The 12,414-nt window shown below is 63.3% G+C and carries 16 protein-coding genes; 7 read left to right on the top strand and 9 right to left on the bottom strand.

Features of this window, described 5'->3' with window-relative positions:
• Positions 1–10 precede the first annotated feature (10 nt).
• Positions 11–433, bottom strand: a complete 423-nt coding sequence (locus tag ACJ8J1_RS13015; protein WP_033642342.1) for an NUDIX hydrolase — start codon at positions 431–433, stop codon at positions 11–13.
• Positions 434–540: 107 nt separating this feature from the next.
• On the opposite strand from ACJ8J1_RS13015, the gene sseA reads away from it, so the two are divergent.
• On the top strand, positions 541–1,386 hold the full coding sequence (sseA, locus tag ACJ8J1_RS13010; RefSeq protein WP_033642341.1) for a 3-mercaptopyruvate sulfurtransferase: 846 nt from the start codon (positions 541–543) through the stop codon (positions 1,384–1,386).
• On the opposite strand, the gene ACJ8J1_RS13005 is transcribed toward sseA, so the two are convergent.
• Positions 1,383–2,252 carry a LysR substrate-binding domain-containing protein gene (locus ACJ8J1_RS13005; protein ID WP_033642340.1) on the bottom strand — a complete coding sequence of 290 codons (870 nt, stop codon included), beginning with the start codon at positions 2,250–2,252 and terminating at the stop codon, positions 1,383–1,385. The genes sseA and ACJ8J1_RS13005 overlap by 4 nt on opposite strands.
• A 280-nt stretch (positions 2,253–2,532) precedes the next feature.
• Between ACJ8J1_RS13005 and ACJ8J1_RS13000 the strand changes: the two genes are divergently transcribed.
• The 4 genes from ACJ8J1_RS13000 to ACJ8J1_RS12985 all read left to right on the top strand — a co-directional run bounded on the left by ACJ8J1_RS13000 (position 2,533) and on the right by ACJ8J1_RS12985 (position 4,941).
• The gene (locus ACJ8J1_RS13000; protein WP_033642339.1) at positions 2,533–3,768 is read left to right on the top strand and encodes an FAD-dependent oxidoreductase; all 1,236 of its coding nucleotides are present in this window, start codon (positions 2,533–2,535) and stop codon (positions 3,766–3,768) included.
• 68 nt (positions 3,769–3,836) lie between these two features.
• Positions 3,837–4,097 (top strand): type II toxin-antitoxin system Phd/YefM family antitoxin, encoded by a 261-nt coding sequence (locus ACJ8J1_RS12995; protein WP_016928576.1) that lies wholly within the window; start codon positions 3,837–3,839, stop codon positions 4,095–4,097.
• Positions 4,057–4,404 (top strand): type II toxin-antitoxin system RelE/ParE family toxin, encoded by a 348-nt coding sequence (locus ACJ8J1_RS12990; protein ID WP_080273376.1) that lies wholly within the window; start codon positions 4,057–4,059, stop codon positions 4,402–4,404. Before ACJ8J1_RS12995 ends, ACJ8J1_RS12990 begins: the two co-directional genes overlap by 41 nt.
• A gap of 24 nt (positions 4,405–4,428) precedes the next feature.
• Positions 4,429–4,941, top strand: a complete 513-nt coding sequence (locus ACJ8J1_RS12985) for a GNAT family N-acetyltransferase (protein WP_033642337.1) — start codon at positions 4,429–4,431, stop codon at positions 4,939–4,941.
• A gap of 22 nt (positions 4,942–4,963) precedes the next feature.
• Here the strand turns inward: ACJ8J1_RS12985 and ACJ8J1_RS12980 are convergent, their stop codons facing one another.
• Positions 4,964–5,476: a DUF2165 family protein gene (locus tag ACJ8J1_RS12980; protein WP_033642336.1), complete on the bottom strand. Its 513-nt coding sequence runs from the start codon at positions 5,474–5,476 to the stop codon at positions 4,964–4,966.
• Positions 5,477–5,610: 134 nt separating this feature from the next.
• Here ACJ8J1_RS12980 and ACJ8J1_RS12975 point away from each other — a divergent pair, with 134 nt between their 5' ends.
• A complete protein-coding gene (locus ACJ8J1_RS12975; RefSeq protein ID WP_004939442.1) occupies positions 5,611–5,874 on the top strand; it encodes a type II toxin-antitoxin system ParD family antitoxin in 264 nt (87 codons plus the stop codon).
• Entirely contained in the window at positions 5,859–6,158 is a 300-nt protein-coding gene (locus tag ACJ8J1_RS12970; protein WP_033642335.1) for a type II toxin-antitoxin system RelE/ParE family toxin, read from the top strand. The genes ACJ8J1_RS12975 and ACJ8J1_RS12970 overlap by 16 nt, the downstream gene beginning before the upstream one ends.
• A 7-nt stretch (positions 6,159–6,165) precedes the next feature.
• Here the strand turns inward: ACJ8J1_RS12970 and urtE are convergent, their stop codons facing one another.
• From urtE to ACJ8J1_RS12940, 6 genes are read right to left on the bottom strand one after another with little or no spacing between them, the layout of a single operon-like run.
• Complete coding sequence (gene urtE / locus ACJ8J1_RS12965; RefSeq protein WP_033642334.1) at positions 6,166–6,864, bottom strand: urea ABC transporter ATP-binding subunit UrtE; 699 nt, start codon at positions 6,862–6,864, stop codon at positions 6,166–6,168.
• Between the two features lie 12 nt (positions 6,865–6,876).
• Complete coding sequence (gene urtD, locus ACJ8J1_RS12960) at positions 6,877–7,683, bottom strand: urea ABC transporter ATP-binding protein UrtD (RefSeq protein WP_015377102.1); 807 nt, start codon at positions 7,681–7,683, stop codon at positions 6,877–6,879.
• Positions 7,680–8,756, bottom strand: a complete 1,077-nt coding sequence (gene urtC / locus ACJ8J1_RS12955; RefSeq protein ID WP_033642333.1) for an urea ABC transporter permease subunit UrtC — start codon at positions 8,754–8,756, stop codon at positions 7,680–7,682. The genes urtD and urtC overlap by 4 nt, the downstream gene beginning before the upstream one ends.
• Entirely contained in the window at positions 8,756–10,336 is a 1,581-nt protein-coding gene (urtB, locus tag ACJ8J1_RS12950) for an urea ABC transporter permease subunit UrtB (RefSeq protein ID WP_033642332.1), read from the bottom strand. The genes urtC and urtB overlap by 1 nt, the downstream gene beginning before the upstream one ends.
• Before the next feature lie 56 nt (positions 10,337–10,392).
• The gene (gene urtA / locus ACJ8J1_RS12945) at positions 10,393–11,661 is read right to left on the bottom strand and encodes an urea ABC transporter substrate-binding protein (RefSeq protein WP_033642331.1); all 1,269 of its coding nucleotides are present in this window, start codon (positions 11,659–11,661) and stop codon (positions 10,393–10,395) included.
• 35 nt (positions 11,662–11,696) lie between these two features.
• The gene (locus ACJ8J1_RS12940) at positions 11,697–12,407 is read right to left on the bottom strand and encodes a GntR family transcriptional regulator (protein ID WP_033644224.1); all 711 of its coding nucleotides are present in this window, start codon (positions 12,405–12,407) and stop codon (positions 11,697–11,699) included.
• Positions 12,408–12,414 lie beyond the last annotated feature (7 nt).

Raw genomic sequence — 12,414 nt, 5'->3', positions numbered from 1 at the left:
AATACCGTCATCAACCGCGCCGCCGCCAATACTCCGCCACCCGGCGGCGCAGATGCTCGATGCCCTGCGGATGCTCAATAAACTGCGCCACCGGCATCATCCGCCAGCGCTGGCCTTCGTCGCCGAAGCGAATGGCGGCGATCTGCGCCGGGGCGATCTCGCCGGCCATAAACCAGGTCGGCGGGGAGCCGGGCAAAATGCCGGCGTAGCGCCGCCGCCAGACAACCTGGTGTTCGGCGATCGCCACGCCGAACTCTTCCCGCGTTTCCCGCTGCACGCACTGCAGCGGCGTTTCGCCGTTTTCCCGCCCGCCGCCGGGCAGATCCCACTGACCGGGCCACGGAATGCCCGGCTTGTCGTCCCGTTGGTAAACCAGCAAGAGACCGTCGCACAGCAGCGCGATCTTGGCCCCGCCAAACGCCTCGTCCGTCATGATTTCTCCGCTCCCGGCCCCATCGCCTTTGACTGAACATCATACTTCATCCCCGCGCGGCCTGGTGTATAGTGAAAATCCGTTTTCACAACAGGCGAACAATGACGATGAACTCTCCGTTTCTGGTGACTCCCCAATGGCTTGCGCAACATATCAACGATGAAAATCTGGTGGTGATCGACGTTCGGATGTCGCCGGTCGGGCTGACGCCGAAAAAAGACATGCTTGCCGAGTTCGAACGCGGCCATATCCCCGGCGCGGTCTATTTTGATATCGACGAGGTGGCGGACAAAAACACCGCGCTGCCGCACATGTTGCCGACGGCGGCGGAATTCGCCGCGGCGGCGGGCCAATTGGGCATCAGCGAGCGCGATACCCTGGTGATTTACGACGAGGGCAACCAGTTCTCCGCACCGCGCGGCTGGTGGACTTTCCGCAATTTCGGCGCCGAGCGCGTTTATGTGCTGGATGAAGGGCTGAACGGCTGGACCGCGCTGGGGCAAGCGCTGGAAACCGGCCCGGCGCAGCCTGCCCCGCAGACGTTCAACGCCCGATTCAACGCCGACGCGGTGGTGGATATGCGGCAAGTGGAGCAAGCGTTAGGCACGCCGGTGCAAATTCTCGACGCGCGCGCCGCGCCGCGCTTTTATGCCGAAGCGCCAGAGCCGCGCCCCGGCCTGCACCGCGGCCATATTCCCGGCAGCATCAACATTCCGTACGGCGAGCTGCTGGAAAACGGCCGCTTCAAATCGTTGGAAGCGCTGCGCCAAACCTTCAGCGACAAAGGGGTGGACATCAACGGCCCAATCATCACCAGCTGCGGCTCCGGCGTGACGGCGGCGGTGCTGGCGTTTGGCCTGCTGTCGCTCGGCGCGCCGCAGGTCAAGTTGTATGACGGTGCCTGGAGCGAATGGGGCCAGCTGAGCGGCAAGCAGCCTATCGCCCAAGATTAAGTTTCGATCCGCTCGACCACGATCTGCGCCAGCCGCTGCACGGCGGCCGAAGGCTGATCCTCGGCGCGGTGCAGCACCACGCCGAGTTGGCCGAGAGCGGGCAGCAGATCGGGGGCCAGCGGTGACAGGCCGGGCGGCAAGCCCGCCGCCGTGCGCACCGTAACGCCCAACCCGGCGCTCACCGCCGCCCACACGCCGTTCAGGCTGCGGCTGCTAAAGGCGATGCGCCAGGGTATGCCGGCGCGATCCAGCGCCTGCGTCGCCGCGCTGCGCATCAGACAGGGCGCATCGAACATCACCAACGGCAACGGCTCATCCCCTTCTCGCCAGGGCGCCAGCGCGAAGCCGGGCGACGCGATCCAGTGCAACTGCCGCTGCCCCAGCGCCTGATGAAACGGCGTGCTCAGACCGCCATCCCACGCCAGCGACAGATCCAGCTGGCCTTTCAGCACCCAGTCGATCAGCTCGGCATTACGCGCGATGCGTGCCTCGATCCTCACCTTTGGATTGGCGCGCGCGAAGCTGCCCAACACCTGCGGCAGAAACGTCTCGCCGAAATCCTCCTGCAGCCCCAGCCGCACCGTGCCCTGCAGATCCAGCCCGCGCACCGCGGCGGCGGCTTCGTCATTAAGCTCCAGCAGGCGGCGCGCGTAACCGAGCAGGGTCTCCCCCGTCTCGGTCATCACCATGCCGCGCCCGGCCTTGCGCAGGATCGGCGCGCCAACCTGCTGTTCCAGTTTTTTCAGGTGGGCGCTGACCGCCGACGTCGAACGCCCCAGCCGTTCAGCCGCCTTGGCGAAGCTGCCCAGCTCGACGCCGGTGACGAAGCTGCGCAAATCCTCGAGATCGAACGTTATCCGCCCCATGCTGACCATCCTGATTTTCTGAACCATCAATCAAAATAATACCGATTTTACTGATAAAGATGGCGTGTCACGCGCTCCGGGTCAATGTCTTTCCGGAGAATCCTTATACTCGCGATGCAATACCGTTTTACCCTGCCCGCCGGTTCCGCCCCTCTGTCCGCTCCCTTTGACCACACTGCGCTGCGGGTTGACAGCTCAATGTGATATTGATAATCATTATCAATATTGCATATTCATTTGCGGCTCGCGGGATGCGGGTCGCTCTCCGGGGTCAACCGTCATGTCGTCATCACCAATCACACCTTACGCCACCACCTGCTGCATCGTGGGAGGCGGCCCCGCCGGGCTGATGCTCGGCTATCTGCTGGCGCGGGCGGGGATCGACGTGACGGTGCTGGAGAAGCACGCCGATTTCCTGCGCGATTTTCGCGGTGACACCATTCACCCGTCGACGCTGGAAGTCATGCATCAACTGGGCCTGCTCGACGAGCTGCTGACGCTGCCGCATCAGCGCGCGGAATCTCTGCACGCCGAAGTCGCCGGACGCGACATCAAGCTGGCGGATTTCACCCGCCTGCCGACGCGCTGCAAATTTATCGCCTTTATGCCGCAGTGGGAGTTCCTCAACTTTTTGGCCCAGCAGGCCGCCGCCTTCCCCAACTTCAGGCTGCTGACCTCAACGCAGGTTCACCAGCTGCTGTACGACCGCGGCCAGGTGTGCGGTGTGCTGGCCGACACGCCAGAAGGCCCGATCCGCGTGCGCAGCCAGTTGGTGGTCGGTACCGACGGCCGCAACTCGGTGGTGCGCGAACAGGCGGCGCTCAGCAGCCGATCCTTCGGCGCGCCGCGCGACGTATTGTGGATGAAGCTCAGCAAGCAGCCGGGCGATCCGGCCTGGTCGATGGGCCACACCGGGCCGAAACAGAACTTCATCATGATCGATCGCGGCGACTACTGGCAGTGCGGTTACTCGATCGACAAAGGCAGCTTCGATGCGATCCGCCACAGCGGGCTGGAGAAATTTTTACTGCACCTCGCCGAGGTGGCGCCGTTCCAGGACGATCGCCTGCAGGAGATCGTCGAGTGGGATCAGGTCAAACTGCTGAGCATTCGCATCGATCGTCTGGATCGCTGGGCCAAACCGGGAGTGCTGTGCATCGGCGACGCCGCGCACGCCATGTCGCCGATCGGCGGCGTGGGCGTCAACCTGGCGATTCAGGACGCGGTGGCCGCCGCCAACGCCCTGATCCCGCCGCTGCGCCAGCATCGGCTGCAGCTGAAGCATCTGCTGAGCGTGCAGCGCCGGCGCGAATTCCCCACTCGCGCCATCCAGTTTTTGCAGATCAAAATGAGCCAGCGCAAGCCGGGCGAACGCCGCGCGGCGGGCGGCTCGCGCTTGATCGCCCGCGTCGGCAACAGCCGCTGGCTGCCGCGCCTGTTCGGCCGCATCATCGGCCTGGGTTTTCGCCGTGAAACACCGCGGCATCTGTCCAACGAAACCTGCCCGCCGGAATAGCATTGGTGATTTTTTCATCGCGCCGTATAATGGTTAAATCGAACGATTTAATTAACTGGAGCGATTAAATGTACGCACTCACCGCGAACGAGGCCAAAACCCAATTCGGCGATTTGCTGCTCAAGGCGCAGCGTGAACCGGTGCAAATCAATCGCAACGGCAAACCGGTCGCCGTCGTCATGTCTGTAGAAGATTACCAGGCGCTGGAAGATCTCAAATTAAGCGCACTGCAGCAAAAAATCGCGCAGGCTACCGCCGAGGAAGACGCCGGTAAGGCGGTAGACGGCGATGCCTTCTTCAACCGTCTGCTCACCGATGAAACAGACTGAGATACCCGCGTTTCGCCTCACCCCGCAGGCCCAACAAGATCTGCTGGCTATTCGTCATTTCACCATCGAGCACTGGGGCCAAGCGCAATCTCGCCGCTATCTTGAGCAGTTGAGAGAGGTCATGCATCATTTGGCAGATATGCCGGAAGCGGGTAAAGCTCACTTCCACGATCTGGGCGAAGAGATACGCAGTTTTCCTTACGCCAGCCATAGGATCTACTACCGCAACCGCCCTGCCGGCATCACCGTTCTCGCCATTCTGCATCAGGCGATGGTGCCTCACCGCCATCTGGAACAACGGCTGTAATTTTTCTTACTCAAAGGGGCACTGATGTTCACCGTTCGTCAGGCATTGCTGGAAGATTTAACGCAAGTGCGCGATATCGGCATCCGCACCTACCGCGCCCACTTCGGTGAGCTGTGGCGCTACCCGCACGAGCTGGAGGCCTTTCTGGCGGAGGATTTTTCCGTCTCCGCGCTGGAACGGACGCTGCGCGATCCCGACGTGTGCTGGCTGTTGGCCCATGAGGATGACGCCCTCGTCGGCTATGCGCGGGTGAACTTCGACAGCCTGCTGGCACCAACCGAGCACATCGGCGCAGAGCTGCAGAAAATCTATTTTCTGCCGGGCCATGCCGGCAACGGCTATGGCCAGCGCCTGTACGAACAGGTGCAGCAGCGGGCTATCGACCGTCGGCAAAAAACGCTGTGGCTGGAAGTGCTGCAACGCAACACCCGCGCCCAACGTTTTTATCAGCGTCAAGGATTGAGCATTTGTGGCGAGACCTGCTACACCAGCGCCCAGGGCTCGATAGGCATTTGGTATATGAGCAAGGCGCTGTAACCGCGCCCCGCTCCGCCGTCGTTTAGCGCGGCTCCCGCTGCAGCATCAGGAACAGCAAGGCAAACGCATTGGGCGCCAGGTAGATCAGCGCCCCCAGCTGCACCGCCAGCGGATCCTTCTTGGCCTGCCAGGCCATAAACCAGTCGCCGGCGACCACCATAAAGCCGACGCCCCACACCGTTATCGCGCAAAGCGCCCCCAGCATCGCCCAGGCTTTGCCCTTGGCGAAGGCGGCGTAAGGGCCTTTCAATCGCCCGATCATCAGCGCCACGCCCGCCGCCGCGAATAGGCCGGCCAGCGTTTCCAGCGCGGTGATGACCGCCAACCCCAACATGCAGGCCCAGTCGGCGCTGATCGCGCGCCACATCAGCCCCGGCGTTTGATAAGTATCCTGCATGGCGAGCAGTGGCCCCACCGCATTGCGCGCGGTGCCGGCGAAATCCGCCGTATTGTTCAACAGACTGAACAGCCCCCACAGGGCCGGAAACAGGGACAGGACGATGCAACCGAGGCGTGACACAGTGATTTCGTTCATGGTTATCCTTAATGAATAAACGGGTGGCTCCCGTCCTCATGACGGGACCGCTATTGAGATCCTGATAGTTTGACGTGCACAATGTAAGAACTAATCTTACAATGACGCAGCATAGCCGAAAGTGAGGAGGAACAATGGGCAGAACACTAACGGTAGATCTGGGTGACGAACTGCGTAGCTTCGTCGAAGACCTGGTGGCCAGCGGCGATTACCGAACGCCCAGCGAAGTCATCCGCGAATCCGTGCGCACTTTGCGCGAACGTACCGCCGCCTCAAAACTGGAAGAGCTTAGGCGCTTGATCGCCGAAGGAGAGAACAGCGGCGAAGCCGTCGAATGGGATCGTGATGTGTTCATGGAAAGAATACGGAGCAAAGCAAAAGGATGCGCAGGAGAGTAACCGTTCGTCCAAAAGCGTTGGACGATATGGAAGAGATCTATTTTTACGGGTTGGCGCACTTTGGCTTGCAGGTGGCCGAAGATTATCTGCGCCGCCTGCATCAGGCTTTCGATAACCTTAGCCACCACCAACTCGGCAAAAACATCGATGCAATCGGCCCCGGCCTATGGGTATTGCCCGTCGCCAACCACCTGATTTATTCTCGACAGCACAGGCGGGAGGTGAATATCATCAGAGTGCTGCATCATTCCCGCGATCCGCTCAGCCAATCCTTTTTCAGCTGACCCAACGTTAAATCGCCACCAGCCCGCGTACGCCGTCCTGTTCCATAGCGCTGCCGGCGCCGCGCTGCACGATGCTGCCGCGCGACATCACCAGATAGCTGTCCGCCAGGTCGGCGGCGAAGTCATAGAACTGCTCCACCAGCAGGATCGCCATATCGCCCCGCGCCGCCAGCTGTTTGATCACCGCGCCGATCTCCTTGATCACCGAAGGTTGGATCCCTTCCGTCGGTTCGTCGAGGATCAACAGCTGCGGCCGGCAGGCCAGCGCCCGGCCGATCGCCAGCTGCTGTTGCTGCCCGCCGGAAAGATCGCCGCCGCGCCGATCCTTCATTTGCCGCAGCACCGGAAACAGTTCATAGATCGGATCCGGCACCGCGCGCGCGTCGGCGCCGGAAAAACGCGCCAGCCCCATCAGCAGATTTTCCTCCACCGTCAGGCGCGGAAAAATCTCCCGCCCCTGCGGCACATAGGCGATGCCCGCCTGCACCCGCTGATGCGGCTTTTTACCGGTGATGGTTTCGCCCCGCCAACGGACGCTGCCGCTGCGCGCCGGGATCAGCCCCATCAGGCATTTCAGCAGCGTGGTCTTGCCCACGCCATTGCGCCCCAGCAGGCAGGTCACCTCGCCGATGCGCGCCTCGAACGACAGGCCGCGCAGAATGTGGCTGCCGCCGTAATACTGATTCAATTCCTCTACCTGCAGCATGATTACGCCTCCTCAGCGCCCCAGATATACCTCAATCACCCGTTCATCGGCCTGCACCTGCGCCAGCGATCCTTCCGCCAGCACCTGTCCCTGATGCAGCACCGTCACGCGATCGGCAATGGTTTCCACAAACCCCATGTCGTGCTCCACCACCATCAGCGAATGCTTGCCCGCCAGCTCGCGGAACAGTTCGGCGGTGTAGTCGGTTTCAGCGTCGGTCATGCCGGCCGCCGGCTCGTCGAGCAACAGCAGGTGCGGTTCCTGCACCAGCAGCATGCCGATCTCGAGAAACTGTTTCTGCCCGTGGGACAGCAGCCCGGCGGGCCGGTGGCGCTCGTGCCCCAGCCGCAGGGTCTTCAGCATCTCGTCGATGCGGTCTCGCTGTTCGCTGCTTAAACGGGCGCGCAGGCAGGCCCATACCGACTTGCGGGTTTTCTGGGCGATCTCCAGATTTTCGAACACCGTCAGCGCCTCGAACACCGTCGGTTTTTGAAACTTGCGGCCGATGCCGGCATGGGCGATCTGCATCGGCGCCAGCCGGGTCAGATCGACGGTCTGGTCGTAAAACACCCTGCCGCTGTCCGGCCGGGTTTTGCCGGTGATCACATCCATCAGCGTGGTCTTGCCGGCGCCGTTGGGGCCGATCACGCAGCGCAGTTCGCCGACGCCAATGCGCAGCGACAGATCGGTCAGCGCGCGAAAACCGTCGAAGCTGACGTTGACGTTGTCGAGCTGCAACACCGGATCGGTTTGCTGCCGGTATTTGTCCGCCGGCAGCGGATGGGTAAACAGTTCGTCGGTCACTTGCATCGCCTTCATGAGGATTTCCTCCGACGCAGCAGGCCAATCACCCCTTTGGGCAGAAACAACGTGACGACGATAAACATCAGGCCGAGGAAAAACTGCCAGTATTCGGGAATGGCCATGGTGAACCAGCTCTTGGCGCCGTTGACGATGCCGGCGCCGAGCAGCGGCCCCACCAGGGTGCCGCGCCCGCCGAGGGCGACCCAAATGGCGGCCTCGATCGAGTTGGTCGGCGACATTTCGCCGGGGTTGATGATGCCGACCTGCGGCACATAGAGCGCGCCGGCCAGCCCGCACAGCACCGCCGACAGCGTCCAGACGAACAGCTTGAAGCCCTTCGGATCGTAGCCGCAGAAGGTCAGGCGGTTTTCCGCATCGCGCACCGCGGTCAGCACCCGGCCGAACTTGCTGCGCGCCAGCGCAAAGCCGATGGCCAGGCTGGCGGCCAGCAGCAGCACCGTCGCCAGGAACAGCGCCACCCGCGTGCCGGCGGCGGTGATGGGAAAGCCGAGCAGCGTGGTGAAACCGGTAAAGCCGTTATTGCCGCCGAAACCGGTCTCGTTGCGAAAGAACAGCAGCATGCCGGCATAGGTCAGCGCCTGGGTCATGATCGAGAAGTACACCCCTTTGATTTTCGAGCGAAAGGCGAAGTAGCCGAACAGGAAAGCCAACAGGCCCGGCACCAGCACGATCAGGCACAGCGCCCAGGCGAAATGCTGGGTGCCGCTCCAGAACCACGGCAGCTCGTTCCAGGAGAGGAACGCCATAAACGCCGGCAGCCCGTCTCCCGCCGCCTGCCGCATCAGGTACATGCCCATGGCGTAGCCGCCGAGCGCGAAGAACAGCCCGTGGCCGAGCGACAGCAGCCCGGCATAGCCCCACACCAGATCGAGCGCCACCGCCACCACCGCGTAGCACAGGATCTTGCCCGCCAGCGTCAGGGTATAGGTGGACACCGCCAGCGGATGACCCGCCGGCAACAACGTCATGAACGGCATGACCAGCAGCGCCAGCAACGCCAGCCCGCCGATGCTCAACGCCAGCCGGGGCGCTTTCTGCACGCCGGTTACGGTCAATGGTTGGCTCATCAGTCAATCACCCTGCCCTTAAGGGCGAACAGCCCCTGCGGACGCTTTTGAATAAACAGAACGATCAGCACCAGGATCAGGATCTTGCCCAACACGGCGCCGATCTGCGGCTCGAGGATCTTGTTGACGATGCCGAGGCCGAAGGCCGCCGCCACCGTCCCCGCCAGCTGGCCGACGCCGCCGAGCACCACCACCAGGAACGAATCGATGATGTAACCTTGCCCCAGCTCCGGCCCGACGTTGCCCAACTGCGACAGCGCCACCCCGCCAAGCCCGGCGATGCCGGATCCCAACCCGAAGGCCAGCATGTCCACCCGGCCGGTGGGCACGCCGCAGCAGGCCGCCATCGCGCGGTTTTGCGTCACCGCGCGCACGTTCATGCCGAGCCGGGTTTTGTTCAGCAGCAGCCAGGTCAACGCCAGCACCAGCAGCACGAACGCGATCACCGCGATGCGGTTCCACGGCAACACCAGGTTCGGCAACAGCTGCACGCCGCCCGACAGCCACGCCGGGTTGGCGACCTCGACGTTCTGCGCGCCGAACAGCACCCGCACCAGTTGGATCAGCACCAGGCTGATGCCCCAGGTGGCCAGCAGGGTTTCCAGCGGTCGGCCGTACAGGTGGCGGATCACCGTGCGCTCCAGCAGCATACCGATCCCGGCGGTGATGGCGAACGCCACCGGCAGCGCCGCCAGCGGGTAGAGCGCCAGCCACTGCGGCGCAAATTGCTGAAACAACCCCTGCACCAGATAGGCGGAATAGGCGCCGAGCATCAGCATTTCGCCGTGCGCCATATTGATGACGCCGAGCAGGCCGTAGGTGATCGCCAGGCCAAGCGCCGCCAGCAGCAGGATCGAACCGAGCGACAGGCCGCTGAACGCCTGGCCGAGCAGATCGCCGATCATCAGGCGGTGCTGCACGCGCTGCAGGCTGCGCTGCGCCTCGGCGCGCACCGCGGCGTCCGGCTCATTGGCCGCGTCGGTCAAGGCTTGCAGCCGCGCGCGGGTTTCCGGCTCGCCCGATTCCCCCAGCAGCCGCACCGCATTGAAGCGCACCTGCGGGCTGGCGTCGGCCAATTGCAGGTTCGCCAGCGCAATGCTCAGCGCGTCGCGTACCTGCGGGTCTTTCTCCTGCGCCAGCCGCCGGGTCAACAGCGGCAACTGCTCGCCCTGCGCCTCGCGCTGCAGCGCGGTCGCCGCCTGCAGCCGCACCGCCGCGTCCGCGCTAACCAACCGCTGCGCCGACAACGCGTTGGCGATCAGAATGCGCAGCCGGTTGTTCAGCCACACCTTCTTCGGCTCGCCAACCGGGGCCGCCTCACCTTCAAGCGGCAGATAGCGGTCGCCCTGGCGGATAAAGGCGCGTTTCGCCCCGTCGATCACCACGGTTTCCTGCTGCAGCCCCTGCAGCAACGGCAGGCGCGCGGCGTCCGACTCGGCCGCCCACGCCTGCAGCAGTTTAGCCTGCTGCGCGCGAGTGGCCGCCGCGAACTCATCGGCCGGTCCGGCCTGCGCCAGCAGGGGCCAGACGCACAACAGCCACAGCCCGGCGCGCAGAGAGGATAAAAACGGAGATTGCATCAGCTGCCTCTTCTGTTGGGCCGGCGCGCGTCGAGCCGCGCCGGCGCTGAGTGACGTTACTTGCCGCCTTTCACCGGGTAATCCGGTTTTTTGTCGTTGCCGGCGATATAGGGACTCCACGGCTGCGCGCGCACCGGCGCTTCGGTCTGCCACACCACGTTGAACTGGCCGTTGCCCTCGATCTCGCCGATCATCACCGGCTTGTGCAGGTGGTGATTGGTCTTGTCCATAGTCAGCGTGAAGCCCGACGGCGCGGCGAAGGTTTGCTCGGCCATCGCCGCGCGCACCTTATCGACGTCGGTGGTGCCGGCCTTTTCCACCGCCTGCGCCCACATGTGGAGGCCGACGTAGGTGGCCTCCATCGGATCGTTGGTGACCGCAGTGGCGTAATTCGGCAGATTGTGCGCCTTGGCGTAGGCTTTCCACTGGCTGACAAACTGTTTGTTGGTCGGGTTATCCAGCGATTCGAAGTAGTTCCAGGCCGCCAGGTTGCCCACCAGCGGCTTGGTGTCGATGCCGCGCAGCTCTTCCTCGCCGACCGAGAAGGCGATCACCGGCACGTCGGTGGCCTTGACGCCCTGGTTGGCGAGTTCTTTGTAGAACGGCACGTTGGAATCGCCGTTAATGGTGGAAATCACCGCGGTGTTGCCGCCGGCGGCGAACTTCTTGATGTTGGCGACGATGGTCTGGTAATCGCTGTAGCCGAACGGCGTATAGACCTCTTCGATATCCTTGTCCTGCACGCCTTTGCTGTGCAGGAAGGCGCGCAGGATCTTGTTGGTGGTGCGCGGATAGACGTAATCGGTGCCCAACAGGAAGAAGCGCTTGGCGCCGCCGCCGTCCTCGCTCAGTAGGTATTCCACCGCCGGGATCGCCTGCTGGTTCGGCGCCGCGCCGGTGTAGAACACGTTCGGCGACATCTCTTCGCCTTCGTATTGCACCGGATAGAACAGCAGGCCGTTCAGCTCCTCAAACACCGGCAGCACCGACTTGCGCGACACCGAAGTCCAGCAGCCAAACACCGCCGCCACCTTGTCCTGGCTCAGCAGCTGGCGCGCCTTTTCGGCGAACAGCGGCCAGTTGGAGGCCGGATCCACCACCACCGGCTCCAGCTTTTTGCCGAGCACCCCACCTTTGGCGTTGATCTCGTCGATGGTCATCAGCGCCACATCCTTCAGCGGCGTCTCGGAAATCGCCATGGTGCCGGAGAGCGAACTCAGAATGCCGACCTTGATGGTGTCGGCGGCCTGCGCGCTCCAGGCCAGGCCCAGGCCGACAGCGGCGGCGGACAGCGCAAAAGCTTTGATAAAACGACGACGTTGCATAGTTCAAACTCCTGATGTGTATGAAATCAAAATCGTTACGCCGAGCGCGCAGGCTGCTGAGCCCGCGCCTGGTGCAACATGTGCAGCGTTATTTTTCGCACTTCTGCCTTGCTGACGGCGATGTGCTCGCCGAGCAGCGTTTGCGCCGCTCCGCTTTGCCGCTGCAGGATCGCCTGCAAAATGGCGGCGTGCTCGCGGTAGGTGGCGTCCACCCGCGCCTGCTGGGTGAAATCCAGCCGGCGAATGATGCGGATCTTTTCGGTCAGTTCGCGGTGAATGCGCGCCATTTCGCCGTTGCCCGCCGCGGCCACCAACGCCTGATGAAACTGCTCATCGTGCTGCGACACCGCCTTGCCGTCCGCCAGGCGCGGCGCTTCGGTCCAAAAACGGCTCAGCGCCGCCAGCGCGTCCGGCGTTTCCCCGGCCGGGCGTTCGCACAGCCGTTTCACCGCCTCTTGCTCCAGCACGATGCGCAGGTCGTACAGCTCTTCGAAGTAGGCGAAGTCGAACGGCCGCACCTGCCAACCGCTGCGAAACAACACCTCGACATAGCCTTCGCGCTCCAGCCGAAACAGCGCCTGACGCACCGGCGTGCGGCTGGCCGCCATGCGCTGCGCCACGTCGCTTTCGCTGAAGCGATCGCCCGGCAGCAGGCGAAACTCGAAGATGTCGGCCTTGAGCTGCAGATAAATGCGCTCCGCCAACCCTTCCGGGCGCGCCTTGTGCTCTCCGTTGGTGATTTGCATCATCGCT

Origin of the sequence: Serratia sp. CY37869, assembly GCF_052168895.1 — a bacterium.
GTDB lineage: Bacteria > Pseudomonadota > Gammaproteobacteria > Enterobacterales > Enterobacteriaceae > Serratia > Serratia ureilytica.
This window is presented reverse-complemented; position numbering and strand designations above follow the sequence as displayed.